21 protein-coding genes are annotated in these 26,619 nt (G+C 66.5%); all 21 read right to left on the reverse strand.

Annotation, left to right across the window (positions count from 1 at the left end; all coding sequences use genetic code 11):
* Nucleotides 1-7: 7 nt before the first annotated feature.
* Nucleotides 8-316, reverse strand: a complete 309-nt coding sequence (rpsJ, locus tag ACQPYH_RS39200; RefSeq protein WP_012923688.1) for a 30S ribosomal protein S10 — start codon at nucleotides 314-316, stop codon at nucleotides 8-10.
* 360 nt (nucleotides 317-676) lie between these two features.
* Complete coding sequence (gene tuf, locus ACQPYH_RS39205; protein ID WP_432882301.1) at nucleotides 677-1,870, reverse strand: elongation factor Tu; 1,194 nt, start codon at nucleotides 1,868-1,870, stop codon at nucleotides 677-679.
* 74 nt (nucleotides 1,871-1,944) lie between these two features.
* Entirely contained in the window at nucleotides 1,945-4,005 is a 2,061-nt protein-coding gene (gene fusA / locus ACQPYH_RS39210) for an elongation factor G (RefSeq protein WP_432894586.1), read from the reverse strand.
* A 122-nt stretch (nucleotides 4,006-4,127) separates the two neighbouring features.
* Entirely contained in the window at nucleotides 4,128-4,598 is a 471-nt protein-coding gene (rpsG, locus tag ACQPYH_RS39215; protein ID WP_130384648.1) for a 30S ribosomal protein S7, read from the reverse strand.
* Nucleotides 4,598-4,972, reverse strand: coding sequence for a 30S ribosomal protein S12 (gene rpsL, locus ACQPYH_RS39220; RefSeq protein WP_130384649.1), 375 nt, complete (start codon nucleotides 4,970-4,972; stop codon nucleotides 4,598-4,600). The genes rpsG and rpsL overlap by 1 nt, the downstream gene beginning before the upstream one ends.
* Before the next feature lie 327 nt (nucleotides 4,973-5,299).
* Nucleotides 5,300-6,532, reverse strand: coding sequence for a nuclear transport factor 2 family protein (locus ACQPYH_RS39225; protein WP_432882306.1), 1,233 nt, complete (start codon nucleotides 6,530-6,532; stop codon nucleotides 5,300-5,302).
* A gap of 199 nt (nucleotides 6,533-6,731) precedes the next feature.
* The gene (locus ACQPYH_RS39230; RefSeq protein WP_432882309.1) at nucleotides 6,732-10,592 is read right to left on the reverse strand and encodes a DNA-directed RNA polymerase subunit beta'; all 3,861 of its coding nucleotides are present in this window, start codon (nucleotides 10,590-10,592) and stop codon (nucleotides 6,732-6,734) included.
* A 68-nt stretch (nucleotides 10,593-10,660) separates the two neighbouring features.
* Entirely contained in the window at nucleotides 10,661-14,143 is a 3,483-nt protein-coding gene (gene rpoB, locus ACQPYH_RS39235; RefSeq protein WP_432894589.1) for a DNA-directed RNA polymerase subunit beta, read from the reverse strand.
* A 262-nt stretch (nucleotides 14,144-14,405) separates the two neighbouring features.
* Nucleotides 14,406-15,083, reverse strand: coding sequence for a hypothetical protein (locus ACQPYH_RS39240; RefSeq protein WP_432882312.1), 678 nt, complete (start codon nucleotides 15,081-15,083; stop codon nucleotides 14,406-14,408).
* On the reverse strand, nucleotides 15,083-15,553 hold the full coding sequence (locus ACQPYH_RS39245; protein WP_130441520.1) for a hypothetical protein: 471 nt from the start codon (nucleotides 15,551-15,553) through the stop codon (nucleotides 15,083-15,085). Before ACQPYH_RS39245 ends, ACQPYH_RS39240 begins: the two co-directional genes overlap by 1 nt.
* Before the next feature lie 17 nt (nucleotides 15,554-15,570).
* On the reverse strand, nucleotides 15,571-16,860 hold the full coding sequence (locus ACQPYH_RS39250) for an MCE family protein (protein WP_432882315.1): 1,290 nt from the start codon (nucleotides 16,858-16,860) through the stop codon (nucleotides 15,571-15,573).
* Entirely contained in the window at nucleotides 16,857-18,092 is a 1,236-nt protein-coding gene (locus ACQPYH_RS39255; RefSeq protein ID WP_432882317.1) for an MCE family protein, read from the reverse strand. The genes ACQPYH_RS39250 and ACQPYH_RS39255 overlap by 4 nt, the downstream gene beginning before the upstream one ends.
* On the reverse strand, nucleotides 18,089-19,279 hold the full coding sequence (locus ACQPYH_RS39260; protein WP_432882320.1) for an MCE family protein: 1,191 nt from the start codon (nucleotides 19,277-19,279) through the stop codon (nucleotides 18,089-18,091). The genes ACQPYH_RS39255 and ACQPYH_RS39260 overlap by 4 nt, the downstream gene beginning before the upstream one ends.
* Nucleotides 19,279-20,292 (reverse strand): MCE family protein, encoded by a 1,014-nt coding sequence (locus tag ACQPYH_RS39265; RefSeq protein ID WP_432882323.1) that lies wholly within the window; start codon nucleotides 20,290-20,292, stop codon nucleotides 19,279-19,281. Before ACQPYH_RS39265 ends, ACQPYH_RS39260 begins: the two co-directional genes overlap by 1 nt.
* Complete coding sequence (locus tag ACQPYH_RS39270; RefSeq protein WP_432882326.1) at nucleotides 20,289-21,320, reverse strand: MCE family protein; 1,032 nt, start codon at nucleotides 21,318-21,320, stop codon at nucleotides 20,289-20,291. The genes ACQPYH_RS39265 and ACQPYH_RS39270 overlap by 4 nt, the downstream gene beginning before the upstream one ends.
* On the reverse strand, nucleotides 21,317-22,645 hold the full coding sequence (locus ACQPYH_RS39275; RefSeq protein WP_432882329.1) for an MCE family protein: 1,329 nt from the start codon (nucleotides 22,643-22,645) through the stop codon (nucleotides 21,317-21,319). Before ACQPYH_RS39275 ends, ACQPYH_RS39270 begins: the two co-directional genes overlap by 4 nt.
* A gap of 1 nt (nucleotide 22,646) precedes the next feature.
* Complete coding sequence (locus ACQPYH_RS39280; protein WP_130443647.1) at nucleotides 22,647-23,465, reverse strand: MlaE family ABC transporter permease; 819 nt, start codon at nucleotides 23,463-23,465, stop codon at nucleotides 22,647-22,649.
* A gap of 13 nt (nucleotides 23,466-23,478) precedes the next feature.
* Nucleotides 23,479-24,252, reverse strand: a complete 774-nt coding sequence (locus tag ACQPYH_RS39285) for an MlaE family ABC transporter permease (RefSeq protein WP_130441531.1) — start codon at nucleotides 24,250-24,252, stop codon at nucleotides 23,479-23,481.
* Complete coding sequence (locus ACQPYH_RS39290; protein ID WP_432882331.1) at nucleotides 24,249-25,196, reverse strand: ABC transporter ATP-binding protein; 948 nt, start codon at nucleotides 25,194-25,196, stop codon at nucleotides 24,249-24,251. The genes ACQPYH_RS39285 and ACQPYH_RS39290 overlap by 4 nt, the downstream gene beginning before the upstream one ends.
* A gap of 223 nt (nucleotides 25,197-25,419) precedes the next feature.
* Nucleotides 25,420-25,809: a 50S ribosomal protein L7/L12 gene (rplL, locus tag ACQPYH_RS39295; RefSeq protein ID WP_432882333.1), complete on the reverse strand. Its 390-nt coding sequence runs from the start codon at nucleotides 25,807-25,809 to the stop codon at nucleotides 25,420-25,422.
* 67 nt (nucleotides 25,810-25,876) lie between these two features.
* Nucleotides 25,877-26,500 (reverse strand): 50S ribosomal protein L10, encoded by a 624-nt coding sequence (gene rplJ / locus ACQPYH_RS39300; protein ID WP_432882336.1) that lies wholly within the window; start codon nucleotides 26,498-26,500, stop codon nucleotides 25,877-25,879.
* Nucleotides 26,501-26,619: the final 119 nt, after the last annotated feature.

Here is a 26,619-nt window from a genome sequence, read left to right on the forward strand (position 1 = left end):
GCGTCCCTCAGAGCTTGATCTCGATGTCGACGCCGGCCGGCAGGTCGAGACGCATCAGCGAGTCGACGGTCTTCGGCGTGGGGTCGATGATGTCGATGAGCCGCTTGTGGGTGCGCATCTCGAAGTGCTCGCGGCTGTCCTTGTACTTGTGCGGCGAGCGGATGACGCAGAACACGTTCTTTTCCGTCGGCAACGGCACCGGGCCAGCAACCTTCGCACCAGTACGCGTCACCGTGTCGACAATCTTGCGTGCCGAGCTGTCGATGACCTCGTGGTCGTAGGCCTTCAGCCGGATGCGGATCTTTTGTCCCGCCATCGCTTCGCTTCGTCCTTCTCTATCGTCTTTCGGTGCGTTGCTCCGACCCCCGCGGTCGGGTGTGTCGCGTACGCGGCACGCGCGTGACCCACCGCTTCTTCGACCTGGGATGGTGATCGGGGCCCGGTCTCGGACCGGAACCTCGGCATGGTCTCCGGTCCGGCGCACCAGCCAGATCGGAATGATCTGGGGCGCGCCCCGGCGGCCTCGCCTGAGCAACCTGAATATTGTGCCAGAGATCAGCGCCGAAACGCCAATCGGTTGGCTCCGCGCCTGATCCGGTACCACCTGAGCGCCGGATCAGGCGCAAAGCAGAGGTCCGCGGGGCTCAGACTGCGAGCCCTCGCGGACCTCGTGGGATCACTTGAGGATCTTGGTGACCCGGCCGGCGCCGACGGTGCGGCCACCTTCACGGATCGCGAACTTCAGACCCTCTTCCATGGCGATCGGCTGGATCAGCTCGACCGACATGTCGGTGTTGTCGCCCGGCATGACCATCTCGGTGCCCTCGGGCAGCGTGACGACGCCGGTGACGTCCGTGGTGCGGAAGTAGAACTGCGGACGGTAGTTCTGGAAGAACGGCGTGTGCCGGCCGCCCTCCTCCTTCGACAGGATGTAGACCGAAGCGTCGAAGTTGGTGTGCGGGGTCGTGGTGCCCGGCTTGATGACAACCATGCCGCGCTCGACGTCCTCGCGCTTCGTGCCGCGAAGCAGCAGACCGACGTTCTCACCGGCCTGGCCCTCGTCGAGCAGCTTGCGGAACATCTCGATACCGGTGACCGTGGTGGTCTGCTTCTCCGGACGGATGCCGACGATGTCGACGGTCTCGTTGATCTTGACCACACCGCGCTCGATCCGGCCGGTGATGACCGTGCCGCGACCGGTGATGGTGAAGACGTCCTCGACCGGCATCAGGAACGGCTTGTCGACCTCGCGCTCCGGCTGCGGGATGTAGGAGTCGACCGCGTCCATCAGCTCGATGATCGACTCGCCCCACTTGGCGTCGCCCTGCAGCGCCGGGTGTGCGGCAACCCGCACGATCGGCGCGTTGTCGCCGTCGAACTCCTGCTCCGAGAGCAGCTCGCGAACCTCGAGCTCGACGAGCTCCAGGATCTCCTCGTCGTCGACCATGTCGCACTTGTTCAGCGCGACGACCATCGCCGGCACGCCGACCTGACGGGCGAGCAGCACGTGCTCACGCGTCTGCGGCATCGGGCCGTCGGTGGCGGCGACGACCAGGATCGCACCGTCCATCTGGGCCGCACCGGTGATCATGTTCTTGATGTAGTCCGCGTGACCCGGGCAGTCGACGTGCGCGTAGTGCCGGGCCTCGGTCTGGTACTCGACGTGCGCGATGGAGATGGTGATACCGCGCTGACGCTCTTCGGGCGCCTTGTCGATCTGATCGAAGGCCGACGCCTCGTTGAGGTTCGGGTACTTGTCGTGCAGCACCTTGGTGATCGCCGCGGTAAGCGTGGTCTTACCGTGGTCGATGTGACCGATGGTACCGATGTTGACGTGCGGCTTGGTCCGCTCGAACTTCGCCTTCGCCACTGGGGCCCTCCTGGATAAATGTTGACTACGCCGTACGCCGACGCGCTGTGGGTGTGGTGGTCAGGAGCGAGAGATTACTCGCCCCGGGCCTTCTTGATGATCTCTTCCGCCACGTTCTTCGGAACCTCGGCGTAGGAATCGAACTGCATCGAGTAGGACGCGCGGCCCTGGGTCTTGGACCGCAGGTCACCGACATACCCGAACATCTCGGACAACGGCACCAGAGCCTTCACGGCCCGGCTGCCACCGGGGCCTTCGTCCATCGACTGGATCTGGCCACGGCGTGAGTTGAGGTCGCCGATCACTTCGCCCATGTAGTCCTCGGGGGTGATCACCTCGACCGCGAACATCGGCTCGAGGATGACCGGGGTCGCCCGCCGGGCCGCGTCCTTGAACGCCATCGAACCGGCGATCTTGAAGGCGAGCTCGGAGGAGTCGACATCGTGGTAGGCGCCGTCGGTCAGCGTGACCTTGACGTCCACCATCGGGTAGCCGGCCAGTACGCCGAACTCCATCGCTTCCTGCGCGCCCTCGTCCACCGACGGGATGTACTCCCGCGGGATCCGGCCACCGGTGACGGAGTTGACGAACTCGTAGCCGCCTTCGCCGCCGGCCTCGACCGAGGTCGGCTCGATGTTGATGATCACACGCGCGAACTGACCGGAACCGCCGGTCTGCTTCTTGTGCGTGTAGTCGACCTTCTCGACCTTCTTCTTGATCGTCTCGCGGTAGGCCACCTGCGGCTTGCCGACGTTCGCCTCGACGCGGAACTCGCGCTTCATCCGGTCGACCAGCACCTCGAGGTGCAGCTCGCCCATACCGGCGATGATCGTCTGGCCGGTGTCCTCGTCGGTCCGGACCTGGAAGGTCGGGTCCTCCTCGGCGAGCCGCTGGATCGCGACGCCCAGCTTCTCCTGGTCGGCCTTCGACTTGGGCTCGATGGCGACCGAGATGACCGGGGCCGGGAACTGCATCGACTCCAGCACGACCGGCTTGGCCGGGTCGGACAGGGTCTCACCGGTGGTGGTGTCCTTCAGGCCCATCACGGCGACGATGTGGCCGGCGCCGATCGACGCGATCTCCTCACGCTTGTTCGCGTGCATGCGGTAGATCTTGCCGATCCGCTCCTTGCGGCCCTTCGTCGGGTTCAGCACCTGCGTACCGGTCTCGAGCTTGCCCGAGTAGACCCGGATGAAGGTCAGCTTGCCCAGGTGCGGGTCGGCCGCGATCTTGAACGCCAGCGCCGAGAACGGCTCGTCGTCGGCCGGCTTGCGCAGTACGACCTGCTCCGCGTCCTTGACGTCGTGGCCCTCGATGGCCGGGACGTCGAGCGGGCTCGGCAGGTAGGCGTTGATCGCGTCGAGCAGCGGCTGGACGCCCTTGTTCTTGAACGCCGTGCCGGTCAGCACCGGGGTCAGCTTGCTGGCGATGGTCGCCCGCCGGATACCCGCGACAACCTGCTCCTGGGTGGGCTCGTCACCCTCCAGGTACATCTCCATGATCTCGTCGTCGGCCTCGGCCAGCGTCTCGATCAGCTTGTCGCGCCACTCGGCGGCGATCTCGGTGTGGCTGGCCGGGATCTCCTCGACGGTGTAGTCCTCACCCATCGTGGTCTCGCCGCGCCACGTCAGCGCGCGCATCCCGACCAGGTCCACGACGCCGATGAAGTCGGCCTCGGAACCGATCGGCAGCTGCAGCACCAGCGGCACCGCGGCCAGCCGGTCGACGATCATGTCGACACAGCGCATGAACTCCGCGCCGGTCCGGTCCAGCTTGTTGACGAAGCAGATCCGGGGCACGCCGTACCGGTCGGCCTGGCGCCACACGGTCTCGGACTGCGGCTCGACGCCGGCGACACCGTCGAACACGGCGACAGCGCCGTCGAGGACGCGCAGCGAGCGCTCCACCTCGACGGTGAAGTCGACGTGGCCCGGGGTGTCGATGATGTTGATGGTGTGGTCTTTCCAGGTGCAGGTCGTCGCGGCGGACGTGATCGTGATGCCGCGCTCCTGCTCCTGCTCCATCCAGTCCATCGTGGCGGCGCCGTCGTGGACCTCACCGATCTTGTAAGTGATACCGGTGTAGAAGAGGATCCGCTCGGTCGTCGTCGTCTTGCCGGCGTCGATGTGGGCCATGATCCCGATGTTGCGAACCTTGGCCAGGTCGGTGGTGATTTGTACGGCCACCTCGGTGGTCTACCTCTCGATTCTGTACTGCTGTCAAAGGGTGAGCGCTGGGGTCCGGATCGGACCCCGGATCACCAGCGGTAGTGGGCGAAAGCCTTGTTGGCTTCGGCCATCTTGTGCGTGTCCTCGCGACGCTTCACCGACGCACCGAGACCGTTGGACGCGTCCAGGATCTCGTTCATCAGGCGCTCGGACATGGTCTTCTCGCGACGGGCGCGGGAGTACGACGTCAGCCAGCGCAGCGCCAGCGTCGTGGAGCGACCGGGCTTGACCTCGATCGGCACCTGGTAGGTGGCACCACCGACGCGGCGGCTCTTCACCTCGATGCTCGGCTTCACGTTGTCCAGCGCACGCTTCAGCGTGATCACCGGGTCGGTGCCGGTCTTGGTGCGAGTGCCCTCGAGCGCGTTGTAGACGATGCTCTGCGCGATCTGCTTCTTGCCGTCGACCAGGATCTTCGAGATCAACTGGGTGACGAGCGGCGAACTGTAGACCGGGTCGATGATGACCGGGCGCTTCGGGGCGGGGCCCTTGCGCGGCATTAGCTCTTCTCCTTCTTCGCGCCGTAGAGGCTGCGAGCCTGCTTCCGGTTCTTCACACCCTGGGTGTCGAGCGAACCGCGGATGATCTTGTACCGGACACCGGGGAGGTCCTTCACGCGGCCGCCGCGGACGAGCACGATCGAGTGCTCCTGCAGGTTGTGGCCGACGCCGGGAATGTAGGCGGTGACCTCGATACCGCTGGTCAGGCGGACACGCGCAACCTTACGAAGCGCCGAGTTCGGCTTCTTCGGCGTGGTCGTGTAGACGCGCGTGCACACACCACGACGCTGAGGGGAACCCTTCAGGGCCGGCGTCTTGTTCTTGGACACCTTGTCCTGGCGGCCCTTGCGGACCAGCTGGTTAATGGTGGGCACCGCGTGGGTCTCTTTCTGTCGTCCGGCTGGGTTTGTAGCTCTTACCTGACCCCCGCGGTCGGGTGTGTCGCGTGCGCACGGGCACACCGAGGCCTTAATCTCAAGACTGTCGGCAAGAAGTCCCGTGCCACGCGGCCCGACCCGTTGGACGAGGGGCACGCATGACGGCCCAAGGAAGACCCCGGGCACGATCGTTAAGACTAGCGGGTGCCTCAAGCACGGTCAAAATGAGTAATCAACCACGGTCGAGGAGCTTCCGCTTTTCCAGTGTACAGGGCCCCCGGTTTGGCCTTTGGCAAACGCTTCCAGGGGCCCTGCCAACAGCGGTCAGGCGCGGAACTCGACGTCGGTGATCAGGCCGTCGATGACGCGGTACAGGCCGAGTTGCGGGGTCGGCCCGCCGTCGTCGTACGACACGACGTGCTCGACGACCCACTCCCCCAGCATCAGTCGCTGGACGATTTCGGTCTTGCACTGGCCGGCGTCGAAGCGCGGGCGGTAGTGCTCGCGCAGGAACCGGCGGCCCTTCAGCTCGGTGCCGTCGGCGAGCAGGATCCGCGCCGTCGGCGAGTACATGGCCAGGAAGGCCTCGAGGTCGTGCGCGTCGAACGCGGCGTGCTCGCGGCTGATCACCCGGGCTGCCGGGGTATCGGCGGTGACGGCCGCGACCGTCGCCATACCCAGATCGGCCAGCGGGGCCTGGACTGAAGCCGCAGGAGGGGCTGTAGCAGGGGCTGGAGTGGCTTTGGGGGCCGGGGCGGGTGTCTGCCGGGTAGCGGGGCCGGCAGGTGCCTCCTTGACCGCTGTGGCCGGTCTGGCGGCTGACGTCGTCCGCCGGGTCGAGGTCGTCTTCTTGGTGGCCGGGGGTGGGACGAGGAGCTTGCCGTCGTCACCGGGCTCCTCGCCGAGGTGGGCAATAGCCCAGTCGAGAGCCTTGGTGACGGCGGCGCGTGATTCTTCGGTGTGGTCGAGCATGTCGAACCCGTGGTGCCCTTTCGGTACGTCGATGATGTCCAGCGCGGCGCCTCCCGCGGAAACGAACTCCGCGACCGGACCGGCGAGCTCCTCACGCTCGAGTCCAGCTCTGGTCAGCAAAACCGGCACGTCCTTGTGTTTGCCGATCACTTCGGCGGCGGTTACCAAATCGTCGACACCGGGCGGGGTGGCGAGCAGGGGGTAGGTCAGGGCGACGAACCGCAACCAGTCGGGGCGGCTGTCCAGCCACTCCCCGGCCAGCAGGCCGGCGCCGGAGAAGAACCACAGGCCGACCCGATCAGGGTCCACCCGCGGATCCGAACGCAGTACGCCGACCGCGGCCTCCACCTCGTCCGCGGCCGCGACCAGTCGGTCGAGACCGTGGATCAGGCTGTGGTCGACGACCGCCGCAACCAGGCCTCGCCTGGCGGCTGCGGTCGCATAGCCCTTGTAGACCGGCCACGCCCGAGGCATGACCTCGAGACCGGCAGGTCCGGGACCCCCGTGCACGAACAGAATCGCTCCCGTCCGGGCAGTGCCGGACGGGCGGTAGAAGTCGATCTCCCCCAGGCTGTCAACGCGCACACCTGGATCGTCCAAGACTCCCAGGACGAAAGGCCTCAGATAGGCCGGGAGATCCGTCATGCACCAATCTTGGCCTATCCCCGGGACACTTTCAGCCGCCACCCCGAGTGTCTTTTCCAGCGCCGGTCATACAAGCTTTTGAATGCCGCGAGGGCGGCACCCCGAAGTGGGGTGCCGCCCTCGGCGGTTTGACTGCGAATCAGTTCTGGTAGGAACCGAGGTCGAAGTCGTCGAGCGGGACCGACTGGCCCGAGGACGGGCCGAAGTCGTAGTCGTACGACTCGTAGCCGACCATCGAGTACATCGCGGCCTTCGCCTCCTCGGTGGGCTCCACCCGGATGTTGCGGTAACGGTCCATGCCCGTACCGGCCGGGATCAGCTTGCCGATGATGACGTTCTCCTTCAGACCGACCAGCGAGTCGGACTTGCCGTGGATCGCGGCCTCGGTGAGGACGCGGGTCGTCTCCTGGAAGGAGGCGGCCGACAGCCACGACTCGGTGGCCAGCGAGGCCTTGGTGATACCCATCAGCACCGGACGACCCGAGGCCGGCGTACCGCCCTCGGCCACGACGCGACGGTTCTCCGCCTCGAACATGATCCGGTCCGCGAGCTCACCCGGGAGCAGGTTCGCGTCGCCGGACTCGATCACCGTGACCCGGCGCAGCATCTGCCGGACGATGATCTCGATGTGCTTGTCGTGGATGGCCACACCCTGCGACCGGTACACCTCCTGGACCTCGTCCACCAGGTGCTCCTGCGCCTTGCGGACACCCAGGATCCGCAGAACCTCCTGCGGGTCCGGCGTACCCTGCGTCAGCTGCTGACCGACCTCGACGTGCTGACCGTCCTCGATCAGCAGCCGGGCCCGCTTCGACACCGGGTAGGCGACCTCCTCGGAACCGTCGTCCGGGGTGAGCACCAGCTTCCGGGTCTTGTCGGTGTCCTCGATCGCGATCCGGCCGGCCGCTTCGCCGATCGGCGCCTTGCCCTTGGGCTGGCGGGCCTCGAAGAGCTCGACCACACGCGGCAGACCGTGGGTGATGTCATCACCCGCGACACCACCGGTGTGGAAGGTACGCATCGTCAGCTGCGTACCCGGCTCACCGATGGACTGGGCCGCGATGATGCCGACCGCCTCGCCGATGTCGACCGGCTTGCCGGTCGCCAGCGAACGGCCGTAGCACTTCGCGCAGGTACCGGTCTTGGCGTCACAGGTGAGCACCGACCGGACCTTGACCTCTTCGATCCCGGCCGCGACCAGCTTCGCGATCGACACGTCGCCCAGGTCGGCGCCGCCGGCGAGCACGACGTTGCCGTCGGCGTCCAGGGCGTCGGTGGCCAGGGTCCGCGCGTACGCGCTGGTCTCCACGTTCTCGGCGTGGACGACCTTGCCGCTCGGGTCCTTCTCGCCGATCTGCTTCGGCAGGCCCCGCTCGGTGCCGCAGTCCTCCTCGCGGATGATCACGTCCTGCGAGACGTCCACCAGACGACGGGTCAGGTAACCCGAGTCGGCGGTCCGCAGCGCGGTGTCGGCCAGACCCTTCCGCGCACCGTGGGTGGCGATGAAGTACTCGACCACCGACAGGCCCTCGCGGAAGTTGGACTTGATCGGCCGGGCGATGATCTCGCCCTTCGGGTTGGCCACCAGACCACGCATACCGGAGATCTGCCGGATCTGCATCATGTTGCCTCGGGCACCGGAGTGCACCATCATCCAGATCGGGTTGTCCTTGGCGAAGTTCTCCTCCATCGCCTTACCGACCTCGGCGTTGGCGCCGGTCCAGATCTCGATCAGCTCCTGCCGCCGCTCGGACGAGGTGATCAGACCCCGCTCGAACTGCTTCTGGACCTTCTCGGCCTGGGCCTCGTACCGAGCCATGATCTCCGGCTTGGACGGCGGCGTGCTGAAGTCGTCGATCGACACGGTCACCCCGGAACGGGTGGACCAGTAGTAACCGAGGTCCTTCAGCGCGTCGAGGGCGTGTGCGACCTCGACCTTGGTGTACCGCTCCGCCAGGTCGTTGACGATCCCGCCGAGCTGCTTCTTGCCCACCTCGGTGTCGACGAACGGGTAGTCCGCCGGCAGCGCCTCGTTGAACAGCGCCCGGCCCAGCGTGGTCTCCAGCGCGAAGCCGCCGTCGGCCAGCTCGACCGCGTCGGCCGGTGCCGCGGAACCGCTCAGCCGCAGCGAGATCTTGGCCTGCAGTGCCAGCTCGTGGCGGTCGAAGGCCATGATCGCCTCGGCCACCGAGCTGAACGCCCGGCCCTCGCCCTTGGCGCCGTCCTTCAGCATCGTCAGGAAGTAGATGCCGATGATCATGTCCTGCGTCGGCATCGTGACCGGACGGCCGTCGGCCGGCTTCAGGATGTTGTTGGTCGACAGCATCAGGATCCGGGCCTCGGCCTGCGCCTCGGCCGACAGCGGCAGGTGCACCGCCATCTGGTCGCCGTCGAAGTCCGCGTTGAACGCGGAGCAGACGAGCGGGTGGATCTGGATCGCCTTGCCCTCGATCAGCTGCGGCTCGAACGCCTGGATACCCAGCCGGTGCAGGGTTGGTGCACGGTTGAGCAGAACCGGGTGCTCGGTGATGACCTCTTCCAGCACGTCCCAGACCTGGGCGCGCTGACGCTCGACCATCCGCTTGGCGGACTTGATGTTCTGCGCGTGGTTGAGGTCGACCAGCCGCTTCATCACGAACGGCTTGAACAGCTCCAGCGCCATCGCCTTCGGCAGACCGCACTGGTGCAGCTTCAGCTGCGGGCCGACCACGATGACCGAGCGGCCCGAGTAGTCGACGCGCTTGCCCAGCAGGTTCTGACGGAAACGACCCTGCTTGCCCTTGAGCATGTCGGACAGCGACTTCAGCGGCCGGTTGCCCGGGCCGGTGACCGGACGACCGCGGCGGCCGTTGTCGAACAGCGCGTCGACGGCCTCCTGCAGCATCCGCTTCTCGTTGTTGACGATGATCTCCGGCGCGCCCAGGTCGAGCAGCCGCTTGAGCCGGTTGTTCCGGTTGATCACCCGGCGGTACAGGTCGTTCAGGTCCGAGGTGGCGAACCGGCCGCCGTCGAGCTGAACCATCGGCCGCAGGTCCGGCGGGATCACCGGGACGCAGTCGAGCACCATGCCCATCGGGCTGTTGTTGGTGGCCAGGAACGCGGTGACGACCTTGAGCCGCTTCAGGGCACGCGTCTTGCGCTGGCCCTTACCGGTCTTGATCGTCTCGCGCAGGTTGTCCGCCTCGGCCTTCAGGTCGAAGGTCTCCAGCCGGCGCTGGATCGCGGCGGCACCCATGGCGCCCTCGAAGTACTTGCCGAACCGCTCCTTCATGGCGCGGTAGAGGATCTCGTCGCCCTCCAGGTCCTGGACCTTGAGGTTCTTGAACCGGGTCCAGACCTCGTCGAGGCGGTCGATCTCGCGCTGCGCACGGTCGCGCAGCTGCTTGACCTCACGCTCGGCGCCTTCCTTCACCTTGCGGCGTACGTCGGCCTTGGCGCCCTCGGCCTCGAGCTGCGCCAGGTCCTCCTCGAGCTTCTTCATCCGCTGCTCGATGTCGTTGTCACGACGGTTCTCGAGCTGCTTGCGCTCCACGTCCACCCGGCCCTCGAGCGAGGACAGGTCGCGATGCCTGGCCTCGTCGTCGACGTCGGTGATCATGTACGCCGCGAAGTAGATGACCTTCTCCAGGTCCTTCGGGGCGAGGTCGAGCAGGTAGCCGAGCCGCGACGGGACACCCTTGAAGTACCAGATGTGGGTGACCGGCGCGGCCAGCTCGATGTGGCCCATCCGCTCGCGGCGCACCTTGGAGCGGGTGACCTCGACGCCACACCGCTCGCAGATGATGCCCTTGAAGCGAACGCGCTTGTACTTGCCGCAGTAGCACTCCCAGTCCCGGGTGGGACCGAAGATCTTCTCGCAGAAGAGACCGTCACGCTCGGGCTTGAGCGTCCGGTAATTGATCGTCTCCGGCTTCTTGACCTCGCCGTGCGACCACTGGCGGATCTCATCCGCGGTCGCCAGGCCGATCCGAAGCTCGTCGAAGAAGTTCACGTCGAGCACGATGTGTTATCTCCCGTTGCTAAAAGTGGTCTGAGTGAGTTGGTTGTTGATGTCAAGCGGCAACCCGCTCAGACCTCCTCGACACTGTTCGGCTCGCGCCGGGACAGGTCGATGCCCAGTTCCTCTGCCGCCCGGAAGACGTCCTCCTCGCTGTCGCGCATCTCGACCCGGCTTCCGTCGGACGAGAGCACCTCGACATTGAGGCAGAGGGACTGCATTTCCTTGACCAGAACCTTGAACGACTCCGGGATACCCGGCTCCGGAATGTTCTCGCCCTTGACGATCGCTTCGTACACCTTGACCCGGCCGACGACATCGTCGGACTTGATCGTCAGCAGTTCCTGCAGCGCGAAGGCGGCACCGTAGGCCTCGAGGGCCCACACCTCCATCTCGCCGAACCGCTGGCCACCGAACTGGGCCTTACCGCCCAGCGGCTGCTGGGTGATCATCGAGTACGGACCGGTCGACCGCGCGTGGATCTTGTCGTCGACCAGGTGGTGCAGCTTCAGGATGTACATGTAGCCGACACCGACCGGTTCCGGGAACGGCTCACCCGAACGGCCGTCGAACAGGCGTGCCTTGCCCTGCCCGTTGACCATCCGGACACCGTCGCGGTTCGGCAGCGTGGAGGACAGCAGGCCGGTGACCTCGTCCTCGGTCGCGCCGTCGAAGACCGGGGTGGCGACGTTCGTCATCGGCTCGGCCGCGCCGGCGCCGATCTTGATCAGCCGCTGCGCCCACTCCTCCTCGTTCTCCGGGTCGACCTCCCAGCCGCGGGAAGCGATCCAGCCGAGGTGGGTCTCCAGCACCTGGCCGACGTTCATCCGGCCGGGCACGCCCAGCGGGTTGAGGATCACGTCGACGTGGGTGCCGTCCTCGAGGAACGGCATGTCCTCGACCGGAAGGATCTTGGAGATGACGCCCTTGTTGCCGTGCCGGCCGGCCAGCTTGTCGCCGACCGAGATCTTCCGCTTCTGGGCCACGTACACGCGGACCAGCTGGTTGACGCCCGGCGGCAGCTCGTCGCCGTTGTCGCGGTCGAAGACCCGGACACCGATGACGGTGCCCTCCTCGCCGTGCGGCACCTTCAGCGACGTGTCGCGGACCTCGCGCGCCTTCTCACCGAAGATCGCACGGAGCAGCCGCTCCTCCGGGGTCAGCTCGGTCTCGCCCTTCGGGGTGACCTTGCCGACCAGGATGTCACCGGTGGTGACCTCGGCGCCGATCCGGATGATGCCGCGCTCGTCCAGGTCGGACAGCATCTCGTCGGAGACGTTCGGGATGTCCCGGGTGATCTCCTCCGGACCCAGCTTGGTGTCGCGAGCGTCGACCTCGTGCTCCTCGATGTGGATCGAGGTCAGCAGGTCCTGCTGTACGACGCGCTGGCTGAGGATGATCGCGTCCTCGTAGTTGTAGCCCTCCCACGTCATGAACGCGACGAGCATGTTCCGGCCGAGGGCCATCTCGCCCTCGTCGGTGCACGGACCGTCGGCCAGCGGCGTACCGATCTCGACCCGCTGACCGGCGTCGACCAGCGGGCGCTGGTTGATGCAGGTGCCCTGGTTCGAGCGGCGGAACTTCGCCATCCGGTAGGTCTGGTACGTGCCGTCGTCGGCGGCGATCTCGATCAGGTCGGCCGAGACCTCCTTGACCACACCCGCCTTGTCGGACACGACCACGTCGCCCGCGTCGACCGCACCGCGGAACTCCATGCCGGTGCCGACCAGCGGCGCGTCCGAGGTGATCAGCGGCACCGCCTGGCGCTGCATGTTCGAACCCATCAGCGCGCGGTTGGCGTCGTCGTGCTCGAGGAACGGGATCAGGGCCGTCGCGACCGACACCATCTGGCGCGGCGAGACGTCCATGTAGTCCACGTCGTCGACCGGCACGAGCTCGACCTCACCGTGGCGGCGACGGACCAGCACGCGCTCCTCGGCGAACCGGTTCTCGTCGTTCAGCGCGGCGTTGGCCTGCGCGATGACGAACCGGTCCTCCTCGTCGGCGGTCAGGTAGTCGACCTGGTCGGTGACCTGGCCCTCGACGACCTTGCGGTACGGCGTCTCGACGAAGCCGAACGCGTTCACCCGGCCGTACGACGCGAGCGAGCCGATCAGGCCGATGTTCGGGCCTTCCGGGGTCTCGATCGGGCACATCCGGCCGTAGTGGGACGGGTGCACGTCGCGGACCTCGAAGCCGGCCCGCTCACGGCTCAGACCACCCGGGCCGAGCGCGTTCAGCCGGCGCTTGTGGGTCAGACCCGCGACCGGGTTCGTCTGGTCCATGAACTGCGAGAGCTGGGAGGTGCCGAAGAACTCCTTCAGCGCCGCCACCACCGGACGGATGTTGATCAGGGTCTGCGGCGTGATCGCCTCGACGTCCTGGGTCGTCATCCGCTCGCGGACCACCCGCTCCATCCGGGCCAGGCCGGTGCGGAGCTGGTTCTGGATCAGCTCGCCGACCGTGCGCAGACGGCGGTTGCCGAAGTGGTCGATGTCGTCTTCCTCGACGACGATCTCGCCCTTCGGGGCCGGCAGCTCGGTCTTGCCTTCGTGCAGCGCGACCAGGTACTTGATCGTGGCGACGATGTCGTCGACGGTCAGCACCGCCATGTCGTGCGCCTCGTCACGGCCGAGCTTCTTGTTGATCTTGTAGCGACCGACCTTGGCCAGGTCGTAGCGCTTGCCGTTGAAGTAGTAGTTCTCCAGCAGCGCCTGCGCGGCCTCGCGGGTCGGCGGCTCACCCGGACGCAGCTTGCGGTAGATGTCCAGCAGCGCGTCGTCCTGACCGGAGGTGTGGTCCTTCTCCAGGGTCAGCCGGATCGACTCGTACTCGCCGAACTCTTCCAGGATCTGCGCGTCGGTCCAGCCGAGCGCCTTGAGCAGGACGGTGACGTTCTGCTTGCGCTTGCGGTCGAGGCGGACGCCGACCATGTCGCGCTTGTCCACCTCGAACTCCAGCCACGCGCCGCGCGACGGGATGATCTTGGCGGTGAAGATGTCCTTGTCGGACGTCTTGTCCGGCGTGCGCTCGAAGTACACACCGGGCGAGCGGACGAGCTGGGACACGACGACCCGCTCGGTGCCGTTGATGACGAAAGTGCCCTTGCGCGTCATCAGCGGGAAGTCGCCCATGAAGACGGTCTGGCTCTTGATCTCACCGGTTTCGTTGTTCATGAACTCGGCGGTGACGAACAGCGGCGCGGAGTACGTGACATCGCGCTCCTTGCATTCGTCCACCGTGTTCTTCGGAGGCTCGAAGCGGTGGTCGCGGAACGACAGCGACATGGTGCCGCTGAAGTCCTCGATCGGGGAGATCTCCTCGAAAATCTCTTCCAGGCCGCTGGGGCCGGACAGGTCCGACCGCCCCTCGGCCTCGGCGGCGGCCACACGGGCCTGCCACGTTTCGTTACCGACCAGCCAGTCGAAACTGTCCACCTGAAGCGCAAGCAGATCCGGAACCTGGAGCGGCTCGGAGATCTTTGCGAAGGAGATGCGGCGGGGGCCGGTGACGTTGGAAATGCTGTCGGACTGGGGGTTGCGCGAGGCGACCAAGGGGCGTCCTTCCACGGGCTCGCAAAATCACATCGGTGCTGGGAGCGCACGCCAAGCCGCCCCAGTCAAGTCGAGACCCGAAGCCGAGGCGAAGAAAAGGCAGCGCAAAGCAATAGGCTACATGATCCAGGCAAGCCTGTCCAATGGGGTCCAATAGTCTGCCGTTGGACCACCCACTCCGTCAAGGACCGACCCGGGATCTCCAGCAGGTAGATCACCCACGAGCCACCCGGCGTCCTCTTGGTGCGGAGTCACCTAGAGGTTACAGTCCGGCGATCTCCTGGACCAGCCATCGATCGCCGTTTCGGACCATTGTGAAGCGGGTCCGGTTCAGATCCACCCGGGGACTACCCTTCGTGATCGTGCTCGTGGTGGTCTGGTTGACGAAGATGATCAGCGTGACCCGGTCGGCGTCGCCGTCGCGGACCCCGACCTCGCGGACGTCGGCCTTCACCGTCGCCTTGGTCTTGGTCGCCAGCTCGCCGGCCACCTTGGCGGTCGCGTCGAACTTCTGGGCGAAGTCCGGAGTCATCGTCGCGCGGGCCGCGGCGAAGCTTTTGTCCAGGTCACGGTAGTCATAGCTGAGTGCGGTCTCGGCCGCCTTCCGGCCTGCGGCGGCGGCCTGGTCGCGGGCGTCCTCGGCCTGCTTCCCGTGCCACGCCTTGACCCCGAGCACAGCCGCCACGACCAGCGTGATGACGACGACCAGACCGAGGGCTGCCAGCAGTACGTCGCTCTGCCGACGGTCACGCTTTGTGACGACAGCGGGCTTGGGTTCGGCCTTCGGGGGCTCGGGTGTGGCTGGTGTCACATCCTCCGGAGGGGTATCGGACACCTTTTCTTCGACTTCTTCGACGACCGGGGCCTCGTCCAGCGTGGGCGTCGCCCCGGAGGTGCGGCGCTGGCCGGCGATGCGGGGGCGATTGCGGCGGTCTGCCATCAGCCCACCACCTGGAGGTCGGCGGTCAGCCAGTGGTTCTTCTCCCGGACCAGGTCCAGCTTTATCCGGTACCGGCGCTCGACCCCGTCGGTCGAGGCCGTGTTCGTCACCACTGCGTTCACGATCACCAGCACCTGGGCGGAGTCCTTGTCGTTCGAGACCACGGCAGCCTCCTTCACGTCTCCCTTGGAGGTCGCCTTGTTGGTCACCACGTCGGTCTTCACGGCATCGATCCCGGACTGGAACTCCTGTTTGAACTGCCCAGTCGAGTCGTCCAGCACCCGCTTCGAGTCCGCGTCCCAGGTCTGGTAGTCGTACGTCGTGAAGTCCAGCGCCAGCTGCCGCGCCGCCTTCATCGCGCCGTCGCGCTGCGAGTCGGCGGCCCGCTGCTTGCTCAGGCCGACCACCGACAGCGTCAGCCCGGCGAGCGCCACCAGGAGCAGCACGCTGAGCGCCCACGCCAGAATCATCCGGCTGTTCCGTGCGATCACTTGCTCGTCACCGGTCCGAGGATCAGGGCCTTCCAGGAGTCGCTGCCGAGCAGCTCCTCCTGTCCGCCGGTCGAGCCGAGCGTCAGCGCCGGCATTCCGTCCGAACCGCCGGCCTCGCCGGTCACCGGGTCGTACCCGACGCCGTAGCCGGTCCGGTTCAGGTCGCGCGACGACGGGCTCGGCTTGTTCTGCGAGCCGCGGACGTTGATCCCGCTCGACGGGCTCGCCGTACAGCCGGCCTTGGTGTTGGCCGGGGTGTTCGTCGTTGCCTGCGGGACCCGCTTGGCGGTGCCGCCGTACCCGGGCCGGCAGGCCGGCGGGGTCAGGCCGACGACCAGCCCGAAGTGCGCGTCGTAGTGCCCGGTGCCCGGGTCCTTGGCCGGTACGACGTACCCGCCCATCGCCACCGCCGGGTAGACGACGAACAGTTGCTCGACGGCATCCAGCCGGACCGCGGTCAGTTCGCTCACCGTCAGCAGGTTACCCAGCAGCACCGCGATGTCCGCGCGGTTGTCCTGGATCAGGCCGGTGATCTGGGTGGAGGCGAGCGAGCCCTGGTCGATCACCTTGCGCAGGTTCGCATCCGAGCTGACCAGGGTGTCGGACAGCAGCGCGAGGTTCTTCGCCCAGGTCTTGATCGCGTCGCCGCTGGCCACCTGGGTGGCGAGCACGGTGTCGCCGTCGTTGATCAGCTTGATCGTCTGCAGCACGTTGGCGTCCGCGGTGTCGATCAGCTGGCCGGAGCTGTCGATGATCTTCTGCAGATCGGTGCCCTTGCCCTTCAGGGCCTCGCCGAGCTCGCGGACGGTCGTCTTCAGGCTGTTCTTGTCGACCGAGTTCACCAGCTGGTCGAGGTTCAGCAGCAGCTCGGTGGTGTCGATCGGTACGGCGGTGTCCTGGCGCGCGATCTTCGAGTTGTTCTGCAGGTACGGCGATCCGTCGCGGCGCGGCTGCAGGTCGACGTACTGCTCGCCGATCGCCGACCGGTTCGCGACCACTGCCATCAGGTCGTTCGGGATCTTGAACTTCTTCTCGATCACGAGGTTCACGTCGACGCCGTCGGACAGCAGCTTGAGCTGGCCGACCCGGCCGACCGGCTGGCCGCGGTACGTCACCTCGGCGCCGGAGAAGATACCGCCGGACTCGGCGAAGCTGGCGCTCACGGTGTAGTCGGTGTCGACGACCAGCTTGTCGACCTGGGCGTACTTCGCGCCGACGAACGCGACGCCGACGACGGTGATCAGCAGGAACACCATCAGCTGGATCCGGACCGCTTTGGTGATCATTTGACCGCCCCCGGCATCAGCGCGCGGGCAAGGTCAGGATCGAACCCGGACCGCTTCAACTGCGGCGTACAGACCGGCAGCCCGAGAACGGTGATGCAGGTGGTCGCCGTACCGGTCGGGACCGGGAGCGTCGGCAGGATGCCGCCGCCGCTCTTGCCCGGACTGGTCGGCAGGTGCACCGGGAGGCTGATCCGGCCGGTCGGCAGCGCTGTCGGGCCGACTGTCGGCAGGTTCAGACCGAGCAGGCCCTTGAGTGCCTTCTGGGTGTTCACGTCGAGGGTGATCCCGAGGTTGGTGAAGTCGCCCTTCGCGGCGTTGGCGGCCTGGTCCGGGAAAGGATAGGTGAACAGCAGCTCCAGCGACTTCGGCAGGTTCGCCCCGGCCTCGGCCAGCTTGGTCAGGATCGGGTACAGCGACTGCAGGTTGGCCACCAGGTCCTTCTGCGCCGAGGTGATCACCCGGGTCGCGGTGTTGCCCAGCGTCGCCAGCGCCTGCAGGGTCTTGACCAGCGCGGCCCGCTGCTTGTCCAGGGTCGCGATCGACTTCGGCAGCGAGTCGATCGCGGTCGCCAGCGTCGCCTTCTGGGCGTTGAGCTTCTTGGCCAGCGCGTCCACCGAGGTGATCGCGGTGACGATCCGAGCCTTGTTCTGGTCCAGGGTGCCGACGAAGGTGTTCAGCTGGGTCAGCACGTCCCGGATGGCCGGCTCGTTGCCGGTCAGCGCCTTGTTCAGCTCCTGGGTGATGATCTGCAGCTGCGCGACACCGCCGCCGTTCAGCAGGAGCGAGAGCGCCGACAGGACTTCCTCGACCTCGACGTTGCTGGTCGTCCGCGACAACGGGATCAGCTCGCCGTTCTCGAGCTCGCCGCGCGGCTGCTCGGAGCCGGTCGGCCGCGACAGCGACACGAACTTCTCGCCGAGCAGGCTGGTCTGGCGGATCGTGGCGTGCGTGTTGTCCGGCAGCGCGAGGCTCTTCGGCAGCTTGATCCGCACCTTAGCGATGTACCCGTCCAGCCAGACCTTCTCGACCGTGCCGACGGTGACGTCGTCCACCTTCACCGTCGACTTCGGCACCAGGTCCAGGACGTCGGCGAACTCGACGGTGACCGTGTACGACGGGCCCTTGATCTTCGCGCCGCCCGGCAACGGCAGCGAGTACACGCTGAAGTCGCACCCGGTCAGCAGGGTCGCAAGCGCGAGCACTCCGGCAACGATCGACGTACGGCGCTTCACTTGACCAGCCCCCCGAGCGTCGGATCCACGGGGTCAGGGCTATTCAACGGAGCCTTCGGCGTCGGGGCCCACGGCGTACCGGCCGGGCCACCGCTGACGGGCGCGTTGGCGCCGGTCAGCTGGGTGATCAGCGGCAGCTTGGCCAGGGCGTCGAGGACCGGCTTCAGCGCCGAACAGGTCGACATCGACTGGTTCGCCTGCAGCAGCAGCGAGCAGATGAACGTCGCCGGATCGTCGAGCTGAGCCGGGTTGATGCGCTGGTCCAGCGTGCCGAACTGCGGGTTGTAGATCCGGGCCAGGTTGCCGAGGCCGAGCGGCGCCGTGTCGAGCACCTCGGCGATCGCGGCCTTCTCCTTGACCAGGATCTGCGACAGCTGAGTGGCACTGCTGACCGTGGTCTTCACCAGACCGCGGTTGTCCTTGACGAACGTCGCGACCTCGCCGAGCGCAGTCGCCAGCAGCGACAACGCGGAGCCGAGGTCCTGACGTTCGCCGGCCAGAGTGGTCGAGACCGCCGCGAAGTTCGAGTTGAACTGCCGGACCAGCTGGTCGTTCGCCGCCAGCGCGGACACGAACGTCTGCAGTTGCCGGATCGTGTTGAACAGCGCCGAGGAGTTGCCCGACAGCGTGCTGGTCAGCTTCGAGACGTCGGTGATGGTCTGGTTCAGCTTCGCGCCCTGGCCGTTCAGGTTCTTCGCCGAGACGTCCAGCAGCCGCGCCAGCGCACCCTGGTCGTTCGCGCCCTTCGGCCCGAGCGCCACGGACAGGTCGTTCAGGCTCTGGTAGATCTGGTCGAGCTCCAGCGGTACGGCGGTGCGCTCGATCGGGATCTGTGCGCCGTCGGCCATCACATCACCCTTGGAGTACGCCGGGGTGAGCTGGATATACCGGTCGGCGACGATCGACGGCGAAGCGATGACGGCCTTCGCGGTCGCCGGCACCTTGTGCTTGGCGTCCCACCAGAACTTCACCCGGACGGTCCGCCCGGCCGGGGTGATGCTCTCCACCTCGCCGACCTTGATGCCGAGGATCCGGACGTCGGACCCGGGGTACACCGAGACCGCGCGCGGGAAGTACGCCGTCGCGGTCACTCGGTCGGGCTTCGGCCACAGCGTCACGGCGCTGACCGCGAGGATCACCACGACCACACCGATCGCGATCAGCCGGGACAGGGCGTTGACCTTCATCAGCCGCCACCTCCCAGGATCGCCGGCAGGCCGGGAATCGGGACCTTCGGAAGCGGGATCTCCGGGACCGGCGCCAGGTTCTGCAGGTAGGTGTCGAACCACGGCCCGGTGCCGAGTGTGTTGGTGAAGACCCGGACGAACGGCGCCAGACCCTTGATACTCGCGTCCAGGGAGGTCTGGTTCTGCAGCAGGACGGCGAGGACCGCGTTGACCTTCTGCAGTGTCGGGGCGAGATCCTTGCGGTTCTCCCGGACCAGCGCGGTGATCTGCGAGGACAGCTGCTGCGTCGACACCAGCAACTGGTGGATCAGCGCCCGCCGCGCCTGCACGGCCTGGAAGACGGTGTTGCCGTCCTTCATCAGCTTGATCAGCTGTTGGTTGCGGTCGGCAAGGACCTTGGTGACCACGTTCGAGTGCTGGAGCAACAACTTGAGCTGCTCGTCGCGGGCGGCCACGTTGCGGGACAGCCGGGACAGCCCGGTCAGCGAGGCCTGCACCTCTTCGGGCGTGTTCTTGAAGGTCGCCGACAAGGTGTCCAGCGCCTTGGCCAGCTGGGCGGTGTTGATCCGCTCGGTCGTGTTGGCAAGATCGGTGAACGCGTCCACGACGTCGTACGCCGCAACCGTCCGCGCCAGCGGGATCTCCGAACCGGGCTTGAGCTTCCCCTGGCCGGCCGGGTCGAGCTTCAGGTACTTCTGCCCGAGCAAGGTCTTGATCTTCATCTCGGCGCCGGTCTGGTCGCCGAGCTTCACGCCCTTGTCGACGACGAAGTCGACCCGGACGTGGGTGCCCTCCAGCTCGACCTTGCGGACCTTGCCGACGCGGACGCCGGCCACCCGGATCTCGTCGTTCGGCTTCAGGCCGCCGGCCTCGGAGAACTGCGCGGAGTACTTCGTCCCGCCGCCGATCAGCGGCAGGTCCTGCGCCTTGAACGCGGCCAGCATGATCAGGCCGATGACGGTCAGGCCGATCACGCCGATCGTCACCTGGTTCTGCTCGCGGAACGGCTTCACTTCTTACACCTCGCCGAGTTGAGGTCGTACGCGACCGGAACGCGGGTCCCCGTCGGCAGCGTGACGTTGCCGTCGAAGTTGCACAGGTAGAAGTTGAACCAGGAGCCGTACGACGCGGTGCGGGTCATCGAGTTCAGCTTCTGCGGCATGAACTGCAGGGTCTTCACCCAGATCGCCTGGGTGTCGTCGAGCGTCGAGGCGGTGATCCGGAGCTTGTCCAGGTCGGCCTTGATCGGCACCCGGGTCTGCTGCAGCAGGCCGGCGGTCTTGGTGTTCAGCGAGTTGATCGAGCCGAGCGAGTTCAGGATCGGGGTGACGTCCTGACTCAGGCCGGTGATGAACTGCTGCAGGTTGACCAGCAGCTGGGAGAAGTTCTGCTGGCGCTGCGAGACGATCTGCAATGTCGAGGTCAGGTTCGTGATCAGGTCGCCGATCACCTGGTCCGCGTCGGCCAGCGTGGTGGTCAGCGACGCGGTCTTGGCCAGCAGCGACTCGATCGTGCCGCCCTCGCCCTGCAGCACCTTGATCACCTCGAACGCGAACTGGTTCACGTCGGCCGGCGTCAGCGCGGTGAACAGCGGCTTGAAGCCGTTGAACAGCACCGACAGATCCAGCGCGGGAGTCGTGTGCTCCTTCGGGATGATCCCGTTCTTCTTCAGCCGGTCCCCGCCGCCGACGCCGTCGGTCAGCGCGATGTACCGGTTGCCGACCAGGTTCCGGTACCGCAGCGTGGCGTGCGTCGAGGTGTCGACGACCTGGTCGGAGTCGACGCTGAACGTCACCATCGCCAGCGTGTCCTGGTACAGCTGGATCTTGTCGACCTGACCGACCTTCACACCCGCGATCCGGATGTCGTCGCCCTGGTTCAGCCCGACCGCGTCGGTGAACACGGCGCGGTACTTCGTCGTCGAGTTGAAGGTGATGTTGCCGATCGTCACCGCGAGCAACGCGGTCGCGATCGTGGTGATCACCACGAAGATCCCGAGCCGGACGGTGTCGAACGTCGTCTTCTTGTCGAAGAAGCTCATCCTAGGTTCACCTGGCCTCCGCGGAGCAGCGGTCCGACCAGCAGTGTGGTCAGGTCCGGTACGTCCTCCGGCGCGACGCCCATCTCGGGGCCGACGACCGAGTCGACGACCTTCTGCTCGGCGGGCGTGCCGACGCCCTGGGTGTCCATCGCGAACCCGGGCATCGCCCGGTTCAGCTGCAGGTCGAGCGGGAAGCGCTGGTTCTTGCCGTGGTCACCGATCACGCCGTCGTCACCGGTGATGTAGGGCGCCGGGTTCTCCTGCGTGTACGGGCCAGGCTTCGACCCGGGTTGGCTGTAGTTCTTGCCGACGCAGGTCGGGCCGCGGTGGTCCTTGTAGGCCGGGAGCTCGTTCGGCTCGTACGGCGTCGGCTGGTTGGTGATCAGCTCGAGGTTGATGTTCAGCCGGCCGTCGCGGAACGTGTCGTTCAGGATCGGGGCGGTGTCGGCCATCACCTGCAGGAAACACGGCACCTCGGGCGAGTACTTCTCGAGCAAGTCGAGCACCGGGCGGGTGACCTGGCCGAGCCGGATCACGCGGTCCTCGTTCTCCTTGAGGAACGCGTTGCCCGTCGTCGACAGGTTCTGCACGTTGCCGAAGAACTGCTGCAGTTGCTGTTCCTTCTCCACCACGGTGTTGCCGGTGATGGTCAGGTTGCGCAGGGCACGGACCAGGTCGGGCGTCACGTCGCCGTACAGATCGGCGGTCTGGGTGAGCTTGACCAGGGCGTCCATCAGCTTGGGGATGCTCGGGTTCAGCTTCTTCAGGTAGCCGTCGAGCTGGGTCAGCGTGCCGGCGATCTCGGTGCCGCGGCCCTCGAGTGCGGTCGCCAGCGTGTTCAGCGTGGCGTTCAGGTCGGCCGGGTCGACGGCCTGCAGCAGCGGCAGCGCGTCGTTCAGCACCTTCTCGATCTCGATGCCGACCGCGGTCTTGTCCCGGCTGATCACGTCGCCGGCCTTGATGTGCTGGCCTTCGGGGCCGTTCGGCGGGACGAGTGCGACGTACTTCTCGCCGAACAGCGTCTTCGGCAGGATCCGCGCGCTGACCGCGCTGGAGATCTCGTCGACCTGGTCGGGTTTCAGCGACAGCTTGACGGTCGCCTCGTCGCCGTCGGTGGAGACCCCGCGGACCTCGCCGACGATGATCCCGCGCAGCTTCACGTCCGCATGGTTGTTGAGCTGCAGGCCGATGTGGCTGGTCTTCAGCTCGATGTCCACGGTCTTGGTGAAGACCTTCGCGTAGAACGCGTAGGTCAGCCAGAGCAGGAAGCACAGCACGCCGATGAAGGCGACGCCGAGGATCTTGTGCGAGATCAGCTTGGTCACGTCAACCCGCCAGCCTGACGGTGGTCGTCGTACCCCAGATGGCCATCGACAGCAGCAGGTCGACGACGTTGATCACGACGATCGACGTCCGTACGGCGCGACCGACCGCGACGCCGACGCCGGCCGGACCGCCGGTCGCGTGGTAGCCGTGGTAGCAGTGCACCAGGATGACCAGCACCGAGAACACCAGCACCTTGCCGAACGACCAGAGCACGTCTCCGGGTGGCAGGAACAGATGGAAGTAATGGTCGTACGTGCCGGTGCTCTGCCCGTAGAACGTGGTCACCGTGAGCCGGGTCGCGAAGTACGACGAGAGAAGACCCACGACATACAGCGGGATGACGGCGACGAGCCCCGCGATGATCCGGGTGGTGACGAGGAACGGCAGCGACGGGATCGCCATCACCTCGAGGGCGTCGATCTCCTCGCTGATCCGCATCGCGCCGAGCTGCGCCGTGAAACCGCAACCGACCGTCGCAGCGAGCGCGATCCCTGCGATCAGCGGGCCGATCTCACGGGTGTTGATGTACGCCGACACGAAGCCGGCGAACGCCGACGTACCGATCTGGTTCAGCGCCGAGTAGCCCTGCAGGCCGACCTCGGTGCCGGTGAAGAAGGCCAGGAACGTGATCACGCCGACGGTGCCGCCGATGACCGCGAGCGCGCCGGTGCCGAGCGTCACCTCGGCCAGCAGCCGGAAGATCTCCTTGCGGTACCGCGTGACGGACTTGCCGGACCAGGCGAGCGCCTTGATGTAGAACGCGAGCTGTTCACCGAGGTGGTCGAGCGAGTTCAACGGCTTCTTGACCAGGTTGTCCATCAGGGCCGACACGTCACGCACCCTTCGGCGGGACGAGCTGGAAGTAGATCGCGGTCATCGAGAAGTTCGCGACGAACAGCAGCATGAACGTGATGACGACGGACTGGTTCACCGCGTCGCCGACACCCTTCGGGCCGCCGCCCGCGTTCACACCCTTGTACGCCGCGACGACCGCGGCGATGAACCCGAAGACCAGCGCCTTCACCTGGCCCTGCCACAGGTCTGGCAGGTGTGCGAGCGCGGTGAACGACGCGATGTAGCTACCGGGCGTGCCGTCCTGCAGGACGACGTTGAAGACGTAGCCGCCCATCACGCCGACCACGCTGACGAACCCGTTCAGGAAGAACGCGACCAGCATCGTCGCCAGCACCCGCGGTACGACGAGACGCTGGATCGGGTCGATGCCGAGCACCATCATCGCGTCGAGCTCTTCACGGATCTTCCGCGAGCCGAGGTCCGCGCAGATCGCGGAGCCGCCAGCCCCGGCGATCAGCAACGCGGTCGCGATCGGCGACGCTTCTCGTACGACGGCCAGCACCGCGGCCGAGCCGGTGAACGCCTGCGCGCCGAACTGCTTGATCAGGCCGCCGACCTGCAGCGCGATCACCGCGCCGAACGGGATCGCGACCAGCGCGGTCGGGATGATCGTCACGCTCGCGACGAACCAGGCCTGCTGGAGGAACTCCTTCACCTGGAACGGCCGGCGGAACGTGGCCCGGCCGGTGTCGAGTGCGAAGGCGAACAGCGAACCTGCGTGCTTCAGCGGGGCGGTTGCAGACACTGTCACCTGGCGCCCACCACGTTCGACTCGAACGAACCCGGGGGCGGAGTCACGCCGTTGTCCCGGCACCAGGCGCCCGGCTCGCGCTGGGTCGGCCGGAGCATGCCGCTGCTGGGCAGCTGCTGGATCGGGATCGGCGGCAGCGGCGGCAGCTCCTGCCCGGCCTCGGCGGCCAGCTCCTCGGCGTCCTTCTCCTCGGACATGCCGATCGGGCCGACCATCTGCGCGTTCAGGAACTGGCGGACCACCGGCTCCTCGCTGGACAGCAGCATTTCCCGCGGGCCGAACATGGCCAGGTGCCGGTGGTACAGCATGCCGATGTTGTCCGGGACCGTCCGCGCGGTGTTCACGTCGTGGGTGACGATCAGGAACGTGGGGCTGAACGCCTCGTTCAGGTCGATCATCACCTGGTTGAGGAACGACGTCCGGACCGGGTCGAGGCCGGAGTCGGGCTCGTCGACGAGCAGGATCTCGGGATCGAGGACCAGCGCGCGGGCCAGGCCGGCCCGCTTGCGCATCCCGCCGGAGATCTCGCCGGGCAGCTTCCGCTCGGCGCCGACCAGGCCGACCATCTCCATCTTCTCCATCACGATGGAGCGGACGTCTGACTCGGACTTCTTGGTGTGCTCGCGCAGCGGGAAGGCGACGTTGTCGTACAGGTTCATCGAGCCGAACATCGCGCCGTCCTGGAACAGCACGCCGAACAGCCGGCGGATGTCGTACAGCTCGCGCTCGCTGCAGGTGGCGATGTCGGTGCCTTCGATCCAGACATGTCCCTTGTCGGGCTTGAGCAGCCCGATCAGCGTCTTCAGGAAGACCGACTTGCCGGTGCCGGACGGGCCGAGCATCACGCAGATCTCACCGGCCGGCAGGGTCAGGGACACATCGCCCCAGATCAGCTGGCTACCAAAGGACTTGGTGAGACCTTCGACGCGGACTTCGACGCCCACCGGTCCTCCTCACGGGAATCTTTCTGGCTGCCCCGAACCGACGAGTACGCGGTATCAACGACGGAGCAGTGGCCTAGGTTACGCACGAGTACGGTTTTCCGTAACCCCTGGAAGTCAAGCGGTTGCGATACTAACCATCACGGAATGGCAGAAGGGCGGCCCCCTTGCGGGGACCGCCCTTCTCTACACATTCGTTACGCTCCTTGACGGAGCGTAACTCAGATCACTTGAGGGTGACGGTGGCGCCGGCGCCCTCGAGGGCCTCCTTGGCCTTCTCCGCGGCAGCCTTGTCGACCTTCTCGAGGACGGCCTTCGGGGCCGACTCGACGAGGTCCTTGGCCTCCTTCAGCCCAAGGCTGGTGAGACCGCGCACCTCCTTGATGACCTGGATCTTCTTGTCGCCCGCGGCCTCGAGAACGACGTCGAACTCGTCCTGCTCGGCGGCCTCTTCGGCCGGGGCGCCTCCGCCCGCAACCGGGCCGGTGGCAACGGCGACCGGGGCGGCGGCGGTGACGCCGAACTCCTCCTCGAACGCCTTAACGAACTCCGACAGCTCCAGCAGGGTCAGTTCCTTGAACTGGCCGAGGAGCTCTTCGGTGCTGAGCTTCGCCATGATGGCGGTCCTTCCTGACAAATGTTGCTTGGTGATCACTGATGGGGTGTTACGGATGAGATCTGCCTCAGCTTTCGGCTGAAGCGGTCTCCTCGGTGCTCGCCTCGGCAGGTGCCTCGACCGTGTCCTGCACGGCCGGCGCCTCGTCCGCCACTGCATCCTGCACAGGAGCGGCTTCGGCCGGCAGCTTGTCCTGCAGCGCCGCGAACAGGCGCGCGGCCTGCGACAGCGGAGCAGCGAACAGCGACACCGCTTGCTGCGGGGCCGCCTTCATCGCACCTGCGAGCTTCGCGAGGAGGACCTCACGCGACTCCAGGTCAGCGAGCTTGCTGATCTCGTCAGAGCCGAGTGCCTTACCGTCAAGCACTCCACCCTTGATGACGAGCAGGGGGTTCGCCTTGGCGAAGTCACGCAGTCCCTTGGCCGCAACCACCGGATCGCCCTTGATGAAGGCGATCGCGGAGGGGCCTTGGAGCAGCGAGTCGAACGTGTCGACACCTGCGTCCTTGGCAGCGATCTTGGTCAGCGTGTTCTTCACCACGGCGTAGTTCACGTCGTCACCGAGCGCAGTCCGCAATTCCTTGAGCTGCGCAACGGTGAGACCGCGGTACTCGGTCAGCACGGCGCCGTTGGAGCTACGGAACTCGTCCGTCAGCTCCGCGACAGCGGCTGCCTTGTCCGGCCTCGCCATGGGGGTCTCCTTCTATCGGCTTCCACGCCAAGGACCCCTGAGACAAAAGAAACGCCCCTGCGCAGGCGCAAGGGCGTGAACAAACGTGCTTCACTTTCCAAGTCACCTACGCGGGCCGC

It is taken from the genome of Kribbella sp. CA-245084 (assembly GCF_050942355.1).
In the GTDB taxonomy this organism is placed as follows: Bacteria; Actinomycetota; Actinomycetes; order Propionibacteriales; family Kribbellaceae; genus Kribbella.